At 40.5% G+C, this 17,537-nt stretch carries 15 protein-coding genes; 9 read left to right on the top strand and 6 right to left on the bottom strand.

Annotated elements, in window-relative coordinates:
- Window position 1: 1 nt before the first annotated feature.
- The gene (gene lpxA / locus LH29_RS16695; RefSeq protein WP_045031837.1) at window positions 2–784 is read left to right on the top strand and encodes an acyl-ACP--UDP-N-acetylglucosamine O-acyltransferase; all 783 of its coding nucleotides are present in this window, start codon (window positions 2–4) and stop codon (window positions 782–784) included.
- Between the two features lie 75 nt (window positions 785–859).
- On the opposite strand, the gene LH29_RS23990 is transcribed toward lpxA, so the two are convergent.
- Together LH29_RS23990 and thiL are read right to left on the bottom strand one after the other, a co-directional pair.
- Entirely contained in the window at window positions 860–3,397 is a 2,538-nt protein-coding gene (locus LH29_RS23990) for a TlpA family protein disulfide reductase (protein WP_052671034.1), read from the bottom strand.
- Window positions 3,398–3,499: 102 nt separating this feature from the next.
- Window positions 3,500–4,537, bottom strand: a complete 1,038-nt coding sequence (thiL, locus tag LH29_RS16685) for a thiamine-phosphate kinase (RefSeq protein ID WP_045031835.1) — start codon at window positions 4,535–4,537, stop codon at window positions 3,500–3,502.
- Window positions 4,538–4,805: 268 nt separating this feature from the next.
- On the opposite strand from thiL, the gene sufB reads away from it, so the two are divergent.
- From sufB to LH29_RS16665, 4 genes are all read left to right on the top strand, one after another.
- On the top strand, window positions 4,806–6,251 hold the full coding sequence (gene sufB, locus LH29_RS16680) for a Fe-S cluster assembly protein SufB (protein WP_045031832.1): 1,446 nt from the start codon (window positions 4,806–4,808) through the stop codon (window positions 6,249–6,251).
- Between the two features lie 63 nt (window positions 6,252–6,314).
- Window positions 6,315–7,067, top strand: a complete 753-nt coding sequence (gene sufC, locus LH29_RS16675) for a Fe-S cluster assembly ATPase SufC (RefSeq protein ID WP_045031830.1) — start codon at window positions 6,315–6,317, stop codon at window positions 7,065–7,067.
- A 1-nt stretch (window position 7,068) separates the two neighbouring features.
- A complete protein-coding gene (gene sufD / locus LH29_RS16670) occupies window positions 7,069–8,436 on the top strand; it encodes a Fe-S cluster assembly protein SufD (RefSeq protein ID WP_045031828.1) in 1,368 nt (455 codons plus the stop codon).
- A gap of 351 nt (window positions 8,437–8,787) precedes the next feature.
- On the top strand, window positions 8,788–10,005 hold the full coding sequence (locus LH29_RS16665; RefSeq protein ID WP_045031827.1) for an aminotransferase class V-fold PLP-dependent enzyme: 1,218 nt from the start codon (window positions 8,788–8,790) through the stop codon (window positions 10,003–10,005).
- Between the two features lie 91 nt (window positions 10,006–10,096).
- Here the strand turns inward: LH29_RS16665 and rbr are convergent, their stop codons facing one another.
- On the bottom strand, window positions 10,097–10,675 hold the full coding sequence (rbr, locus tag LH29_RS16660) for a rubrerythrin (protein ID WP_045031825.1): 579 nt from the start codon (window positions 10,673–10,675) through the stop codon (window positions 10,097–10,099).
- Window positions 10,676–10,840: 165 nt separating this feature from the next.
- Between rbr and LH29_RS16655 the strand changes: the two genes are divergently transcribed.
- From LH29_RS16655 to LH29_RS16640, 4 genes are all read left to right on the top strand, one after another.
- A complete protein-coding gene (locus LH29_RS16655; RefSeq protein ID WP_045031824.1) occupies window positions 10,841–11,263 on the top strand; it encodes a SufE family protein in 423 nt (140 codons plus the stop codon).
- 12 nt (window positions 11,264–11,275) lie between these two features.
- Window positions 11,276–11,581 carry a metal-sulfur cluster assembly factor gene (locus LH29_RS16650; RefSeq protein WP_045031823.1) on the top strand — a complete coding sequence of 102 codons (306 nt, stop codon included), beginning with the start codon at window positions 11,276–11,278 and terminating at the stop codon, window positions 11,579–11,581.
- Between the two features lie 132 nt (window positions 11,582–11,713).
- Complete coding sequence (locus LH29_RS16645) at window positions 11,714–12,340, top strand: type IV toxin-antitoxin system AbiEi family antitoxin domain-containing protein (protein ID WP_045031822.1); 627 nt, start codon at window positions 11,714–11,716, stop codon at window positions 12,338–12,340.
- The gene (locus tag LH29_RS16640; protein WP_045031820.1) at window positions 12,333–13,169 is read left to right on the top strand and encodes a nucleotidyl transferase AbiEii/AbiGii toxin family protein; all 837 of its coding nucleotides are present in this window, start codon (window positions 12,333–12,335) and stop codon (window positions 13,167–13,169) included. The genes LH29_RS16645 and LH29_RS16640 overlap by 8 nt, the downstream gene beginning before the upstream one ends.
- Window positions 13,170–13,226: 57 nt before the next feature.
- On the opposite strand, the gene lon is transcribed toward LH29_RS16640, so the two are convergent.
- The 3 genes from lon to LH29_RS16625 all read right to left on the bottom strand — a co-directional run bounded on the left by lon (window position 13,227) and on the right by LH29_RS16625 (window position 17,531).
- On the bottom strand, window positions 13,227–15,680 hold the full coding sequence (lon, locus tag LH29_RS16635; protein ID WP_082063791.1) for an endopeptidase La: 2,454 nt from the start codon (window positions 15,678–15,680) through the stop codon (window positions 13,227–13,229).
- Window positions 15,681–15,944: 264 nt separating this feature from the next.
- The gene (locus tag LH29_RS16630) at window positions 15,945–16,208 is read right to left on the bottom strand and encodes a type B 50S ribosomal protein L31 (RefSeq protein WP_045031818.1); all 264 of its coding nucleotides are present in this window, start codon (window positions 16,206–16,208) and stop codon (window positions 15,945–15,947) included.
- Window positions 16,209–16,364: 156 nt separating this feature from the next.
- Window positions 16,365–17,531, bottom strand: coding sequence for a hypothetical protein (locus LH29_RS16625; RefSeq protein WP_045031816.1), 1,167 nt, complete (start codon window positions 17,529–17,531; stop codon window positions 16,365–16,367).
- Window positions 17,532–17,537: the final 6 nt, after the last annotated feature.

Raw genomic sequence — 17,537 nt, 5'->3', positions numbered from 1 at the left:
CATGAAACAACCATTAGCCTATGTCCATCCCGATGCAAAAGTTGCCGATAATGTAGTTATCGAGCCTTTTGTTTCAATTGATCATGATGTTGTAATCGGTGAAGGGACAAGAATTGGTTCAAGCGTAACGATTTTACCCGGAACGCGAATTGGAAAAAATTGTAAGATTTTCCCGGGTGCTGTAATTGGTGCCGCTCCTCAGGACTTAAAGTTCCAGGGTGAATATTCAACCGTTGAAATTGGCGACAACAACACCATTCGCGAGTTTGTGACCATTAACAGAGGTACCTCGGCAAAAGGTAAAACTGTAATTGGGAACAACAACCTTTTAATGGCTTACGTACACGTTGCTCACGATTGTAAAGTTGGTAACAACATTATTTTGGTGAACAATGTACAGCTGGCCGGCGAGGTTCAGGTTGACGACTGGGCAATCCTTGGTGGTATGTCTGCCGTACACCAGTTTGTAAGAATCGGATCGCACGTTATGATTTCGGGTGGTTCATTGGTTCGTAAAGATGTTCCTCCTTTTATTAAAGCAGGTCGCGAACCGCTTTCGTACGTTGGTATTAACTCTATTGGTTTACGTCGCCGTCAGTACAACAACGACAAAATTCGTGAAGTACAGGACATTTACCGTTACATTTACCAAAAAGGGTTGAACACTGCACAGGCTGTTGAAATTATTGAAGCAGAAATGCCGGCAACACCTGAGCGTGATGAAGTTTTACTTTTTGTAAAAGACTCGAAACGTGGTATTATCCGTGGTTATTTCCCGGATTAATTACCATCAGAAAATATCAAACAAAAAATGCCATCCGTCAACCGACAGATGGCATTTTTTTATGCAGCTTATTTCCTAATAATTTTTCCTAAACAATTGTTTTAATCCCTCATTACTTAAACCATGAGACAGATGTGGGTTAAGTACTTCACCCTGTTTTCCCACCAATGTATAATGTGGAATGCCTGAGATGTTAAATTGTCCACACAAGTAATTCCATTCATCCTGCGAAACCCTGTAATGTTCGCCATCAATGGTTTTAATCATGTTATTGTAAGTCCCCTCAGGCGAACTTGGATTTGTAATATATACAAACACAACATCTTCATCTTTCAGCTCTTCTTTAAGTGGCGCTATTCTTTTAATCGCCGAGCGGCAAGGTCCGCACCACGTTGCCCAAAAGTCAACCAAAACAACCTTTCCCCGGTAGTTTTCCAGTATCGCATCAAAAATTTCCTCAGCCTTTGTTTTGGGCACATCGTTCACAATTGAATTTTCACCATGTTTCGTATTATTGATTTTTTCAATGGTATTGTCATTCATCAATTGGATATAATCGGCTACAAAAGGTGTTGTAATTCGCCCCTTAACTTCGAGCAATTGAGGCTCCGAGAGAGGCGTATATTCTTCAACTACCTTTCGGCAAACATCTTCAGATAAAAATACATCTGTTGCAAAACCTTGCCCAACACCAAAATGTTTCTCCATTTGTTCATTCCTCATTTCTTCAAATCGCAGATTCACCAGCTCACTAATTCGTTCTGCTTTTGCTTTTGTGAGTTTTTGCCAGGCCTCAGAATGATCTTTATAAAATGCACCCCTCATTTTGCTGTAATCCGACGCTGCTATTTCCTTTTGCTTCGCAATAAACTCCTTTTCTGTATCATTTAGCGTTTCACCCTTTTCTTTTAGGTATTGCTCAAACTTTTCATAGTCCATTTCATGGTTATTCTCTTCATAAAATGTCCTCAATTCACCTTCGTATTTCCTGTAAAATTCTCCTCCAACATCTCTCATGCTTTCGCTAAGTTCCTTCATCCCCGAGCTAACACCTAAACGCTCAATCTTTTTAAATTCATGTATTAAAACTTGTTCATCGGGGGTAAAATCGCTGTCATCCATTTGCAGCAATATATCATCATGGGAAATGCCTACGCTTGTTCTAAGCAGCGGAAGAAACTTCAGTCGGTTATAAAATGTATCGAAATTATTACTGATTACAGCTAAGGGATTTTCAATATTTTCAGGAGTAACAAAATCATAATAATCTGCTTCCGGTTTTTCGATTTCAACACCTAAGTCACGCTGAGACCGGGGAATTTTATTTTTTTCGCGATAAGCATTCTCATAATTCCAATCATACTCCATGGCATTGCTCATTGCATCGTATTCGATATCAAATTTCTTTATCTGATAAGCTTGTGCATTTATTTCACCTTCATTTTTTAGTCGATCAAGTTCCTGAAGCCCCTTTTCGGCAAAACCAAAACAATACGCTTTATAAGCCTCCAAATCCATATCCAGAATTTTGTTTTGCATTTCCCTGTAATCCATCCGGGCCAGGTTGTTCAACTTTGCCAGATCGATATTTACGGCAGCACAATCTCCCATAAAAATACCGCCTTCTTTTTTTGGAGTAATTATATGAAACAGATGAGCCCCCGGTTCCAAATGAACGGAACTGTAATAATTTGGCATTCGAACAAACACGCCATGCGGATAATAAAACGGGAAAGTTTTGGAAAACGAACCATCATCCTGAATTTCTACTAAATGAGTTTCTTGAGAGCCGGTAAGAATGTTATTAACATATATGTTACCGGTTTTTTGCCCGTAGCGGGGTTTGTAAGTTAATACACATCCGGAATAGGTAACTGAATCGTATTTAAAAACAGAAAGCGCATATTCTGAAACATCAGCTTTTGTTGCCGCTGTTCCATCTTTTGTATAAGTGCGAAGTGATTTTTTTGAATCTCCAATCAGCACGTTTCCGTTTTTTTCCTGTTTCAAAAAAAGAACTTTCTGTGTCTTTCCATCTGAGATTGTTAGTTCTCCTTTCTTTTCCGATCCACTAAAAGCCTGAACACTCCAGAGACACATATCGGTTACCACATTTTTTTGAGTGATATAATATTCTAAGTCACCACTTGTCGCGTTAATCCAAGCACCCAAATAACTATCGGGCAATGAATTCTCCCCTTCTTTTGAATGAAGGGCAATATCATACAAAAACCAGGAACCGCCATCATTTGCCTCACCAAAATCTATCGCTTTTACCGTATCAGAAATAGCAGGAAACACCAGTTGATAATGAACCACTCCCGAATCTGGCATAAAATACTGCTCGCCAACCGGTATTCCTTTTGCAGAAGAAAGAAAAAGCTTTTCGCCGCCAACCGGCTGAATGTAGGACTCTTTGGGGATAAAGATCCAATTCCCCGGAGTGTATTCAGTCCTAAAATCCAAAATGGTCGCTCTGTCATTTATCTCCAGTTTCTTTATAGAAACATTTGAGCTGGTACTAAAGCCTACATCCGGATTTGTAACAATTTTTTGAGCAAAGGAATTACATACAATAAGAATGCAAAGGGTAAAAAACATTAGTCTCTTCATAACTTACTTTTTGATTTTTGATTATTTAAAAATGAGCTATGAAGATAACCAAATATAACTTACTCCCGTACTCTATGGATCATAATTAACATTTTATAAGAATTATTTTCCATGATTCCAGCCCTGGGCTTCCAGCGGAATTGACGAGCCGCCTGTTGTTTGCAGATTCACGCCTTCTCCCGCTTCTGTCATGTGACCAATAACAGTAAAATCAGGATCATTTTTTATTTTGTCATAATCGTCTAACGGCAGTGTAAACAACAGTTCGTAATCTTCGCCACCGTTTAAAGCTGCAACCAAAGGATTAATATTTAATTCTTCTGCCATTTGTTTGGTTTGGTAATCCATCGGCACTTTATCTTCGAACAAACTACAACCAACGCCCGAGTTTTTGCACAAATGCATAATTTCCGACGACAAACCATCCGAAATATCGATCATCGACGTAGGTTTTATTCCCAGTCGTTTAAATGCCGCAATAATATCTCCTCTGGCTTCGGGTTTTAACTGGCGCTCCAGAATATAATCGTAACCATCCATTTTGGGCTGCATGTTCTCGTTCACCTTAAAAACTTCATTTTCGCGCTCAAGCAACTGAAGTCCCATGTAAGCGCCACCCAAATCGCCCGACACACATAAAATGTCGTTTGGTTTTGCACCGCTTCGCATCACAATATCATCCTTTTCAGCTTCGCCAATGGCAGTAATACTCAATGTTAATCCCGTTAACGAACTGGTTGTATCGCCACCCACCAAATCAACATTATACTGCTCGCACGCCAGGTGAATTCCTTCGTACAATTCCTCCAAAGCTTCCACCGAAAATTTTCCGGAAACTGCCATACTCACCGTCACCTGTTTCGGTATGGCATTCATGGCATAAATGTCCGACAAATTTACAACTACCGCCTTGTAACCAAGGTGCTTTAGCGGAACATACATCAGGTTAAAATGAATTCCTTCGGTTAGCAAATCGGATGAAACAACCACTTGTTTATTCTTAAAATCAAGAATCGCTGCATCATCGCCAATTCCTTTAACCGTACTCTCGTTTTTTATGGTTACTGCTTTCGTTAACCGGTCGATTAAACCAAACTCTCCCAGTTCTGAAATATTCGTTTGTTTTCTTTCTTTATTCATTGTTAATAAAAGACCTTTTAGTCTGTTTTTGTACACTTTTCACCTGCAAAAGTACCTATAGTTTTATATCTTTGCAATTTATGCGTGAACAGGAACAAAAAAGCGTTGTTATTTAATCGAAATTGCTGTTATTTATTGCATTAAACCTGGGGAATTGCATGGGTAGAAAGCCATCAAAAAGATTCCGCAGCCAAAATTAGTTGAGTAGCAAGTTTTAAAGGAGACGCAAATTTTTTAATCATTCAAGATAGAGAAAGAGAGTCAGAAAATGGAAGAACAAGATAAAATATTGAATGACGTAACGCAAGGCGAATACAAATACGGTTTTATCACCAACATTGAAACTGATATTATCGACAAAGGCCTTAACGAAGACGTGATTCGTTTGATATCTGCCAAAAAGGAAGAACCGGAGTTCATGTTGAATTTCAGATTGGAAGCTTATCGAAAATGGCTGAAAATGAAAATGCCAAACTGGGCCTATTTAAAAGTTCCGCCCATCGATTTTCAGGCAATAAGTTACTACGCGGCCCCAAAAAAAGGCCCTAAATATGAAAGTCTGGACGAGGTTGATCCGGAACTGATTGATACATTTAACAAACTGGGTATTCCGCTGGAAGAGCAAAAACATTTGGCGGGAGTTGCAGTTGATGCGGTAATCGATTCGGTTTCTGTAAAAACAACCTTTAAAGAAACATTAGCCGAAAAAGGAATTATATTCTGTTCGTTCTCGGAAGCAGTAAAAGAACATCCCGATTTAGTAAAAAAATACCTGGGGCAGGCCGTACCTGTTGCCGACAACTATTTTGCAGCATTGAACTCGGCCGTGTTTAGCGATGGCTCGTTCTGTTACATTCCAAAAGGCGTTCGTTGCCCGATGGAATTATCAACTTATTTCAGGATAAACGCAGCCAATACCGGGCAGTTTGAACGTACACTTATTGTGGCCGACGACGATAGTTATGTAAGTTACCTCGAAGGTTGTACCGCTCCGATGCGCGACGAAAATCAGTTGCACGCAGCAGTTGTTGAAATTATCGCACTTGATCGTGCTGAAGTAAAATATTCAACCGTTCAGAACTGGTACCCGGGAGATAAAAACGGAAAAGGCGGTATTTACAACTTCGTTACAAAACGTGGTATTTGCCGTGGTGTATCGTCAAAAATTAGCTGGACTCAGGTTGAAACCGGCTCAGCAATTACCTGGAAATACCCAAGTTGTATTTTGATGGGCGACAATTCGATCGGTGAATTCAACTCAGTGGCAGTTACCAACAATCATCAGCAGGCCGATACCGGATCGAAAATGATCCACATCGGACGCAATACCAAATCAACAATTGTATCGAAAGGTATTTCGGCCGGAAAAAGTGAGAACTCGTACCGTGGTTTGGTAAAAGTAATGCCAAAGGCCACCAATTCGCGAAACTTCTCGCAGTGTGATTCATTGTTGTTGAACGATACTTGTGGTGCACACACTTTCCCTTACATTGAAGTGGGAAACAAATCATCGGTTGTTGAACACGAGGCAACAACATCGAAAATTGGTGAAGACCAGATTTTCTATTGTAACCAACGTGGAATCGATACGGAAACTGCAATTGGAATGATTGTGAACGGTTACGCCAAAGAAGTGCTGAATAAACTTCCGATGGAGTTTGCCGTTGAAGCCCAAAAGCTTCTGCAAATCAGTCTTGAAGGTAGTGTAGGATAAACAAATTTTAAATAACTCAGGGCAAGAGTTCAGGCTCTTTCCCGCAACAGTATAGGATTAACGATGTTAAAAATTAAAGACTTATATGCTTCCGTTGAAGGAATGGAAATCCTGAAGGGAATCAATCTTGAAGTTAAACCCGGCGAAGTTCATGCTATTATGGGACCTAACGGTTCAGGAAAAAGTACACTTGCAAACGTACTTGCCGGAAAAGAGGATTACGAAATTACCAAGGGTGAAGTTATTTTCGAAGGAGAAGATTTATTGGACAAGTCTCCTGAAGAACGTGCCAAGGAAGGTATCTTTTTAAGTTTTCAATACCCGGTTGAAATTCCCGGTGTACCAATGGTAAACTTCCTGAAAACTTCAGTAAACGAACACCGGAAGCACAAAGGATTAAAAGAACTTACTGCAGGCGAATTCCTGAAATTGATGCGTGAAAAAATGGATTTGGTCGACATGCATACCAAATTAACCAACCGCATGGTAAACGAAGGATTCTCGGGTGGTGAGAAAAAGAAAAACGAGATTTTCCAGATGGCACTGCTCGAGCCGAAATTAGCAATTCTTGATGAAACTGATTCGGGACTTGATATCGACGCATTAAAAACAGTCGCCAACGGAGTAAACGCGCTAAAATCGCCCGAAAGGTCGACAATTGTAGTAACACACTACCAGCGCCTGCTCGATTATATTGTACCCGATTTTGTACATATTCTTTACCAGGGAAAAATTGTAAAAACGGCCGGAAAAGAACTGGCGCTTCATTTGGAAGAAAAAGGGTACGACTGGATTAAATCAGAAAACGGAAATTAACATGAGCGTTTTAGTTGACAAAACAGATTTATCGCTAAAATATACCGCGCATTACAACGAAGTAAAAGACGAGCTTTTTGCCAACTCGTCCGATATTTTGAACGCTCAACGAAAAAAGGCGTTTCAGAACTTTGTTTTGCAGGGTATACCAACGCGAAAAAATGAAAATTATAAATACACCAACCTGAATCCGGCATTTGTGCCCGATTTTAAATTCATCCACACAAGGGAGGAAAAGAAAGCCGATATGAGCGAGGTTTTTCGTTGCGATGTTCCGCAACTAAATACCAACTTGGCACTGGTTTTTAATGGTTGGTTCTACAAAAACGAAACAGAAAAAGGAGATCTTCCGGAAGGTGTTATTCTTGACAGCCTCGAAAGTATTTCGAAAGAAAGACCGGAGCTGCTGGAAAAATATGCCAGCCTTGCCAATGTTGAAGAAGACCCGATGGTGGCGCTGAATACAGCTTTTGCCAAAGATGGTTTTTTCCTTTATGTTCCGAAAAATGTAGTGGTTGAAAGTCCTGTCCAGATCATCAATCTGTTGCAGGACGAAAAAGATACATTCTCTACTCAACGGAATTTTATTCTTGTTGAAGATGGTGCTAAAGTTCAGGTGTTGTTATGCGATCACACACTGAACCTGAACCAATACCTGAATAACTCGGTTACCGAGATTTTTGCCGGCAACAATGCTGAAGTTGAGTTTTACACACTGCAAAACCAGCACAACAAAGCCACAAATATTAATTCAGTATTTATCGATCAGCAACGCGATTCGCGTGTTACAACACACACTGCGTCGTTACACGGCGGTTTGATTCGTAACAACCTGCAATTTGCGTTAAACGGAGAAAATGCCGAGGCGCACATGTTTGGAATGGCCTTTATGGACAAAAAACAACATGTGGATAATTTCACACAGGTCATTCATGCTGCACCGCACTGTGAAAGTAATCAGATATACAAAAACGTGCTCGACGAAAAATCAACCGGTGCATTCTCCGGAAGAATACACGTGGTTCGCGATGCACAAAAAACAAATGCTTTCCAGCGCAACAACAACTTGTTGTTGACCGACGAAGCCACGATGCAAACAAAACCTCAGCTGATTATTGATGCTGACGATGTAAAATGTAGTCACGGTGCAACAGTTGGTCAGATCGATGAAGAAGCATTGTTTTACCTGCGTGCCCGCGGAATTAACGAAGATCAGGCACGTTTGATGATGATGAACGCTTTTGCCCACGAGGTGGTAAAAGAGATCAAACTGGAGCCATTGCGCGACCGTATCGACGAACTGGTAGACAAACGCCTGAAAGGTGAAGTTTCCCGTTGTCACGATTGTGCTTACCAGTGCGATTGCTAAGATACAAAACAACTGAGCAGGTGACTTAAAGTCACCTGCTCAGTCAAGTTTAGTACAATCCAAGCTCACTCGCCAATTCCCTATTTATCAAGTCACCATTTCTTTTCCCCGAATAATCCAAAAACGACGAAAATTCCCAATCAGCCAACCGGGTTACAAGCCTTTACTTTATAGTATTCTTATGAATATGAAAAATATGATTGGGCGCAAAGTTCAGAAGCAAATTAAGATTCAGATAAATAGGTATGAAATAAATGTATACTCCAATAAAATTACAAAATCTTTTGCACCTTTGTATAACATCGACAGAGGAGGTGACTCTGAGTCACCCGCTCAGTAAACAATGAGTCTATGAATTACGATATCGAAAAAATCAGATCATATTTCCCCATTCTTCAGCAAAAGGTATACAATAAGCCACTTGTTTATCTCGACACGGCTGCATCGGCGCAAAAACCGGTTCAGGTGTTAATGAAACTTGAGCAGTTGCATAACGATTACTATGGCAACATACATCGTGGCGCGCACTACATGGCTGATAAAGCAACGGTTGAGTACGAAGAGGTACGCGATAAAGTGAAGGAGTTTATTAATGCTGGTTCGCGAAAAGAAATAATTTTCACAAAAGGAACCACCGAAAGTATTAACCTGGTGGCAAGTAGCTTTTGTGAAAAGTATGTTTCGGAAGGTGATGAGATCATTGTTTCGGAAATGGAGCACCACTCCAACATTGTGCCCTGGCAAATTGAAGCAGGAAAACGTAAAGCAAAGATTGTAAAACTTCCGTTTAACGACACCGGTTTGCTTGAAATGGATAAGTTGCCGGAACTGATCACTCCAAAAACAAAACTGATTGCTGTTAATCACGTTTCCAATGTTTTGGGAACAATAAATCCGATTGAGAAGATAATTGAAATAGCCCACCAACACAATGTTGCTGTTTTAATCGACGGAGCACAAGCATCGGCACACATAAAAATTGATGTGCAAAAACTGGATGTTGACTTCTATGCTTTTTCGGCACACAAGGTATACGGCCCCAACGGAGTAGGTGTTTTATATGGCAAAAAGAAATGGCTTGAGGAAATGCCTCCATACCAGGGAGGAGGACAAATGATTTCAGAGGTTTCGTTCGATGGAACAACCTTCAACGAATTGCCATATAAATTTGAAGCAGGTACGCCTAATATTTCAGGATTAGCAGCTTTTGGAGCAGCAATCGACCTGATAAACGAAATTGGCGTAGAGAATATGGGGATCCATGAGCATGAGTTGCTGGAATATGCCACCGAAAAACTAAAAGCTATCCCTGGCTTGAAGATTTACGGAGAAGCGCCTCACAAATCGGGAGTGATCTGTTTTAACATCGACGGAATACATTCTTACGACCTGGGAATGTTGCTCGACAAAATGGGTATTGCCATTCGCACCGGGCATCATTGTGCCGATCCGATTATGCAGCATTTTGGCATGTCGGCCTGCGCGCGTATATCTTTTGGAATGTACAACACCAAAGAAGAGATTGACATTTTTATGGAGGCTCTGAATAAAGCAATTATGATGCTTTGATTTCAGCGCTCAGCTAAAAAGAAAATGCCATCCGGATTGAATAAGCAATCGGATGGCATTTTTCATATTGGAAATTCCACTAAAAGTAAGCTTAATAATTTGATTCTTTAATTTCGAAATAAGCCTGCGAGTGCTGACAAGCCGGACATAATTTCGGAGCTGCAGTTCCTTCGTGAATAAAACCACAATTACGGCATTTCCACACCACTTTATCACCACGTTTAAACACTTTTCCTTCTTCAAGATTGTTGTATAGGGTACGGTAGCGGTTTTCATGCGCTTCTTCAACACGGGCAATCAGTTTAAATGCCATAGCAATTTCTTTAAAACCTTCCTCTTCTGCAACCTTTGCAAATTCAGGATAAAGCTCTGTCCACTCTTCGTTTTCACCGTCGGCCGAAGCTTTCAGGTTTTCCATGGTAGTACCAATCTTTCCGGCTGGGTAAGTGGCTGTAATTTCAACCATGTTGCCATCTTCTAAAAATTTAAAGAAACGCTTGGCATGCTCCTTTTCGTTCATGGCTGTTTCTTCAAAAATGGCGGCTATTTGTTCCAATCCTTCTTTTTTGGCTTGTTTTGCAAAATAATCATAACGCATACGTGCCTGAGACTCACCGGCAAATGCTTTTAATAAATTCTGTTCGGTTTTTGTACCTGCTAACTTTGTCATTCTTCTCTTGATTTTTTAGTTTTTCTGTTCGGAAGTTTAAAGATAATGATTTCGACATTTGTAAACTATACGAAAACTTAGTTTTGAATTAGTCTGAATAAACGGCTTCCAGCATTGTCATAAACAAGAAATTTACGATCTTTGCTAACTCTTAAAATGATATTTATGAGCATGGAAGAAATTCAACAGGAGATAATTGAAGAGTTTTCGATGTACGAAGACTGGATGGACAAATATGGCTACCTGATTGAATTGGGGAACGATTTGGAAGAGCTTGACGCCAAAGATAAAAACGACCAGAACATTATAAAAGGATGTCAATCGCGGGTGTGGTTGGTAGCCGAACTGAAAGATGGTAAAATATATTTCAAAGGCGAGAGTGATGCCGTTATCGTTAAAGGTTTGGTGGCACTGCTTCTACGCGTTGTTTCGGGCCGTACACCACAAGAGCTGCTTGAATCAGAGCTGCACTTTATCGACGATCTGGGGCTGAAACAACACCTGTCGCCTACCCGTTCAAACGGTCTGCTTGCCATGGTAAAACAAATTCGTTTATACGCTGTTGCTTATAGCAAGATTGCAGGATAAGGAGGGAACGAAATGGATAAAAGAATAGATTTAATAATAAATAACCTGAAAGAGGTTTACGACCCGGAAATACCGGTAAACGTATACGACCTGGGACTGATTTACAACGTAGATATTGACGAAAATAACCAGGCAAATATTTTAATGACACTTACCGCTCCGGGCTGCCCGGTGGTTGATGTGTTGGTTGATGATATTACCCAGGCCGCCCAATCGGTTGATGGTGTAGAAAAAGTTGATGTAGAATTAACGTTCGAACCGCCGTGGGATAAATCGATGATGAGCGAAGAAGCCCGGCTGGAACTGGGATTCTTTTAAAAAGCATATTTAAGAGGTTGACATTTTACAGAGTCAGCCTTTTTTTGACATTCTGTATAGCTATTTTTGCATACTTAATTGATTTAAATTTGATTTTCTGTGCAATATTAGCTATTTTTGTAAATATAAGATATGAACGACAACAGAACATACAGCAATATCCCAATGGAAATGCCGGTTGTTAGAGAAATAATTGGTGATTATCTCTCGCCAAATAATAAAATTAGCAGCATGGAACAAGCCGGAGACATTATCCGCTTACGACGAGGTTTATATGTTGCCAATCCTCAACTCAGTAACCAGGAAATATCGCGCGAACTCATTGCCAATAATCTTTACGGCCCATCATATGTATCTTGCGAAAGCGCTCTCTCTTATCATGGTTTAATTCCGGAGAGAGTTTATACAACCATTTCATCAACATTTAAAAGAGCTAAAAGTTACACAACTCCCCTTGGCGAGTTTGAGTACATTACCGTTCCTCGAGAATATTTTCCGATTGGAATAGAACAAATAATTGTTGAAGATGAATATGCCTTTTTAATGGCATCGCCGGAGAAAGCACTTTGCGATTTAATCATTTCAACAGCTGGCCTGCGTTTTCAATCGGTAAAAGCTGCACGCGAATATTTACTTTTTGATTTGCGAATAGAACTGAGTGAACACAATTGGAACACAGAAATTATTTCGCAATGCGCTGAGCACAGAAGAAAAAGGCGGGAGCTACACTTTTTACAGGAGGGACTTCAAAATGGCTGAAATATTTAATCAAATGTTGTCGAGGTACAACATTCAAACAAAAGAAGATAAACTAAATGCCCAACACGAGGTAATGCAACAAGTATGCTTGGCAGGTTTAAACAGGTCGGGCTTTTTCGAAAAGGCCGCCTTTTACGGAGGTACATGCTTAAGAATCTTTCACCAACTCCCTCGTTATTCGGAAGATATGGATTTTTCCCTTATGCACTCAGATCCAGAATTTCAACTGGAAAACTATTTCGATGTAATTCAGAATGAGTTTTCAGCTGTAGGAAGAAATGTAAGCATTGAGAAAAAAGTAAAACAAGAAACCAGTTCTATTGAATCTGCATTTTTAAAAGACAATACCGACATTGTAAACATCCGTTTTCAAACCCAACCATCTGTTAAAATAAAAATCGAAGTCGATAAGGATCCACCTCTTCATTTTAAAACAGAATACAAACTCTTACTTCTCCCCTTCTCGTTCATGACCCGCTGTTTTACTCTTCCTTGCTTGTTTGCAGGCAAAATTCACGCCCTGCTTTTCAGGACATGGAGAAATCGGGTAAAAGGACGAGACTGGTACGATTTTGAATGGTATATAAGAAACAACATACCTCTCAACTTCGATCACTTTAAAGAAAGGGCTGTTCAAAGCGAAGGAGATTACATGCGAGATATAACAAAAGACGGGTTTAAAGAATTATTAATCGATAAATTTAAAACAACCAACATAGAAAATGTAAAAGACGATATTAGTCGATTCATTTCGAATCCAAATGAGCTTGAAATATGGTCAACAGACTATTTTATACAGCTGCTTGATTTTCTGCAATTTGAAAAATAAAAAAAACCGCTTAGGAATATCCCAGGCGGCTTTTCTATATCATTTTGCAATAAATGGCTATTCAATCTTCATCGGCTTATCTACTTTAGCCTTTAAAAGTGCAATCTCAAGAACATCCATAATGGTATTTACAAAGTGGAACTTCAATCCTTTAATGTAAGCCTCTTTTATATCCTCAAGGTTTTTCTTGTTTTGCTCCGAAAGAATGATCTCAGTAATTCCGGCACGTTTGGCAGCAAGAATTTTCTCCTTTATACCACCAACCGGAAGTACTTTGCCACGAAGGGTGATCTCTCCTGTCATTGCCAGGTTTTTCTTCACTTTGCGTTGTGTAAATGCCGAAGCGAGCGATGTTACCATAGTTACCCCTGCCGAAGGACCATCTTTAGGAATAGCTCCTTCAGGAACGTGAACGTGTACATTCCACTTTTCGAATATTTCAGGATTCAGATCCAGCTCATCAGCGTGCGATTTAAGGTATTCGTGGGCCAGCATTGCCGACTCTTTCATAACATCGCCCAGGTTTCCGGTAAGCGTTAAAGCTCCTTTACCTTTACTCAGGCTGGTTTCTACGAACAGAATCTCGCCACCAACAGCTGTCCAGGCCAAACCGGTTACCACACCGGCAAATTCGTTACCCTGGTATTTTTCTTTTGAATACTCGGTAACCCCCAGGTATTCGCGCACATCAGCTTTGGTCAGTTTTTTATTGTACGATTCCTCAAAAGCAATCTTCTTGGCAATTCTACGAATCAGTTTTGCCAGCTTTTTATCCAACTCACGAACACCACTTTCGCGGGTGTATCCGTCAATAATCAACTCGATAATATCTTTTGGGAAAGTGATATCTGATTTCTTTAATCCATGATTCTCCAACTGTTTTGGAATCAGGTGACGTTTCGCAATCTCTACCTTTTCTTCTAACAGGTAACCGCTTACTTCAATGAGTTCCAAACGGTCGCGCAAAGGCGGAGCAATCGTACTCAGCGAGTTGGCCGTGGCAATAAACATCACTTTCGACAAGTCGTAATCATGCTCAATGTAGTTATCATGAAACTCGCTGTTTTGCTCCGGATCAAGAACTTCCAACAGTGCCGAAGCAGGGTCGCCATGGAAATGTTTTGACACCTTATCAATCTCATCCAGGATAAACACCGGATTTGATGATTTTGACTTTTTAATATTCTGAATGATACGACCCGGCATAGCACCGATGTATGTTTTTCGGTGTCCGCGAATCTCCGACTCGTCATGTAAACCACCTAAACTCATTCGTGCATATTTGCGGCCAAGGGCGCGTGCTACCGATTTCCCCAACGATGTTTTCCCAACTCCCGGAGGGCCGTACAAACAAAGGATCGGCGCTTTCATATCGTTTTTCAGTTTCAACACGGCAAGGTGCTCCAGCATACGTTCTTTCACTTTCTCCAGTCCGTAGTGGTCCTCATCCAGCACTTTGTTGGCGTGTTTCAAATCGAAATTATCTTCAGTATATTCATTCCAGGGCAAATCGAGCAAAGTCTGGCAAAACGTGAACTGCACCGAATATTCGCCGGCGGCCGGGTTTAATCGTCCCAGTTTTTCCACCTCGCGATGGAAAAATTCATCCACATCTTTGTTCCACTTTTTATCTTTCGCCTTTTCTTTTAAGGCATTAATTTCCTGCTCGACAGGATTTCCGCCCAGCTCATCCTGAATGGTTTTCATTTGCTGGTTCAACATGAACTCACGCTGTTGCTTGTCCATGTCGGTTTTCACCTTTTTCTGAATATCATGCTTCAACTCCAGCATCTGCACTTCTTTCACCAAAAAGCTAATGGCTTGCACACCACGGTCTTTCAGGCTTTCAATTTCAAGTAACTTTTGTTTGTCGTCAACATTTATATCAGTATTCGAACAAATAAAGTTGATCAGGAAAGTTGAGTTTTCAATATTCTTAACGGCAAAAGTGGCTTCGGGTGGCACATTGGCTGAGAACTGTGCAACCTTAATCGACAGGTCTTTCAGCGAACCAACAATGGCATTAAACTCATTGTCATCTTTCGATGTAATATCGGTTAAGGGTTCAACCGATGCTTTAAAATAAGGCTCTTCACTAACGATCTCGTTTATTCTAAAACGGCGTTTCCCCTGAATGATAACAGAAGTTGATCCGTCGGGCATTTCCAGTACCTTCATAATTTCAGCCACGGTACCAATCTCGTACAAATCGCCTGCTTCGGGTTTGTCAACCGTATAATCTTTTTGGGCCACGGTACCCAGCAATTTGCTTCCCTGGTTAACATCGCGAATGAGCTTCAACGATCGCTCGCGGCCAACGGTAATTGGCAAAACCACTCCCGGAAACAACACGGTGTTACGCAGCGGCAAAATCGGAAGAACAGATGGTACTTCCACATTCTTTAAATCCTTGTCATCGCCATCGGCAATAATTGGAAGAAAGTCTGATTCATTATCCATCATTCCCGATCCGAACATTGTTTGAAAAGCTGTATTTTTATATTTACCCATATTTCTTATTAATTATAATGACATTCTGTCGCTAAACAGACAGAACAGGCAAAACATTGCCGGTTTTATGTGCAGGGTACAATAACGCAATTGCCATGCCATTTAAGCAGACTGCTTACATTGTCGGTTTGTTCACCGGAATTCGGAAAATAACCCGACAAAATTGCATTAATACGTTTTGGGGAACGATATTTCTGAACGTATAGAAATAAAAAAAGCATTCATCAAAACGACGAATGCTCTTCTCTATATCGGTAAGAAATATTATTTCTTTCTGTTTTCCATGTGTTTACCGTAACGGCTCATGAATTTATCAACACGACCTGCAGTATCCACAAGTTTAGTTTTACCAGTGTAAAACGGGTGCGAAGTGTTAGAAATTTCCAGTTTGTAAACAGGGTATTCAACACCGTCGATAGTCTCAGTCTCTTTTGTATCAACAGTAGAGCGGGTAATAAAAGTATGTCCGTTCGACATATCTTTGAATGCTACCAATCTGTATTCCGTTGGATGAATGTCTTTTTTCATTTTGCTTTATTTTTTTATTGAATGGTTACACTCTCTTGTGCAATCCATTCGAAAATTTATATTTCTACTCTAAATTTCGGGCTGCAAAGATATATATTGTTTGCAACTTTCCAAAAACTTATTCTATTTATTTGCTTATTAAACAAGTTGTTAAAACTAGGAAATCAACGGTGCTTTTACAACCTTCTTACTACGGTCGAACATATAGCGCATGGTATAATGCGTTTTGGCCTTTTTAGCGCCTGTTGCCTCGTAAATTGCAATAATTTTCGGGTTAAAATCACCGGCCCACGACAGCTCAACTTCGGTGTAATGTTGGTGCGATTTCTTTTTCATAATCTGCTCCTGGTGCCAGAAAATTCCCGACTCGATTCCTGCGCGCTGGTATTTAGGATCAACACCCATCAGGAAGATCCGGGTTCGATTCATCACCTTTTTCTTTTTGTAATAAAAGAACTTTAAAATACCCGGCAAATTCAGTTTTCCGTTTAGTTTTATCAGCAGCTGATTAATGTCCGGAATCATCACGAACATGGCAATCGGCTTATCTTCAGAATACGCAAACCAGATCATTTCAGGATCGAGAATTGCTTTCGACTCGGTCAGAAAATCATACAGATCATCCGGATCGAGCGGTTTGTAGTGCTCGTGAAACGACCAGGCTGCATCGTAGATCTCGCAGAAATCTTTTACGAATTTATCGGTTTGTTTAAAATCGAAATGTTTGAACTGATATTGTGGTTTTTTAGCCACCCAGCCCGCAATTTTCCAGAAACGCTCGGGAAACGGAACGGTATAATCGAGGTGGAAACAATACTGCTCAAAATACACTTCGAAACCAAATCCGCGAAACAGCTTTTCGTAGTACTTTGGATTGTAAGGCATACCAAAACCCTGAGGCATAAAACCGTCAACCAGCAAACCCCAGTTCATGTAATTCTCGCCAAAGTTTATCGGTCCGTCCATGGCTTCCATGCCATTTTCTTTGTTCCAGTCGGCAGCCGCTTTAAAAAGCGTATTGGCTGCTTCCTGATCGTCGATGCACTCGAAAAAACCACAGCCACCGGTTGGTTGCTCGTAAGTTTTTGCCAGGTTGAAATTTATAAATGCGGCAATCCGGCCAATCAGTTTGCCACTATCGTCAACCAAAATCCAACGAATAGCTTTTCCGTTCCTAAAAGTTTTGTTCTTTTTCGGATCAAATATACTCTCAACCATCCCCTGCAAAGGAGCGGCCCAGTTCGGATCATTCTTATAAATTATGTGCGGTATCTGGTGGAACTGTTTTTTCGTTTTCTTGTCAACGACTTCTAGTAACTGCATTTCTCA

It is taken from the genome of Draconibacterium sediminis (genome assembly GCF_000949475.1).
Taxonomy (GTDB): Bacteria; Bacteroidota; Bacteroidia; order Bacteroidales; family Prolixibacteraceae; genus Draconibacterium; species Draconibacterium sediminis.
The sequence above is the reverse complement of the archived record's forward strand: the minus strand, read 5'-3'. Positions and strand labels throughout refer to the sequence as shown.

Coding starts and splice junctions, on each gene's coding strand:
- lpxA (WP_045031837.1), top strand. CDS start 2: ATGAAACAACCATTAGCCTATGTCCATCCCGATGCAAAAGTTGCCGAT.
- LH29_RS23990 (WP_052671034.1), bottom strand. CDS start 3,397: ATGAAGAGACTAATGTTTTTTACCCTTTGCATTCTTATTGTATGTAAT.
- thiL (WP_045031835.1), bottom strand. CDS start 4,537: ATGAATAAAGAAAGAAAACAAACGAATATTTCAGAACTGGGAGAGTTT.
- sufB (WP_045031832.1), top strand. CDS start 4,806: ATGGAAGAACAAGATAAAATATTGAATGACGTAACGCAAGGCGAATAC.
- sufC (WP_045031830.1), top strand. CDS start 6,315: ATGTTAAAAATTAAAGACTTATATGCTTCCGTTGAAGGAATGGAAATC.
- sufD (WP_045031828.1), top strand. CDS start 7,069: ATGAGCGTTTTAGTTGACAAAACAGATTTATCGCTAAAATATACCGCG.
- LH29_RS16665 (WP_045031827.1), top strand. CDS start 8,788: ATGAATTACGATATCGAAAAAATCAGATCATATTTCCCCATTCTTCAG.
- rbr (WP_045031825.1), bottom strand. CDS start 10,675: ATGACAAAGTTAGCAGGTACAAAAACCGAACAGAATTTATTAAAAGCA.
- LH29_RS16655 (WP_045031824.1), top strand. CDS start 10,841: ATGAGCATGGAAGAAATTCAACAGGAGATAATTGAAGAGTTTTCGATG.
- LH29_RS16650 (WP_045031823.1), top strand. CDS start 11,276: ATGGATAAAAGAATAGATTTAATAATAAATAACCTGAAAGAGGTTTAC.
- LH29_RS16645 (WP_045031822.1), top strand. CDS start 11,714: ATGAACGACAACAGAACATACAGCAATATCCCAATGGAAATGCCGGTT.
- LH29_RS16640 (WP_045031820.1), top strand. CDS start 12,333: ATGGCTGAAATATTTAATCAAATGTTGTCGAGGTACAACATTCAAACA.
- lon (WP_082063791.1), bottom strand. CDS start 15,680: ATGGGTAAATATAAAAATACAGCTTTTCAAACAATGTTCGGATCGGGA.
- LH29_RS16630 (WP_045031818.1), bottom strand. CDS start 16,208: ATGAAAAAAGACATTCATCCAACGGAATACAGATTGGTAGCATTCAAA.
- LH29_RS16625 (WP_045031816.1), bottom strand. CDS start 17,531: ATGCAGTTACTAGAAGTCGTTGACAAGAAAACGAAAAAACAGTTCCAC.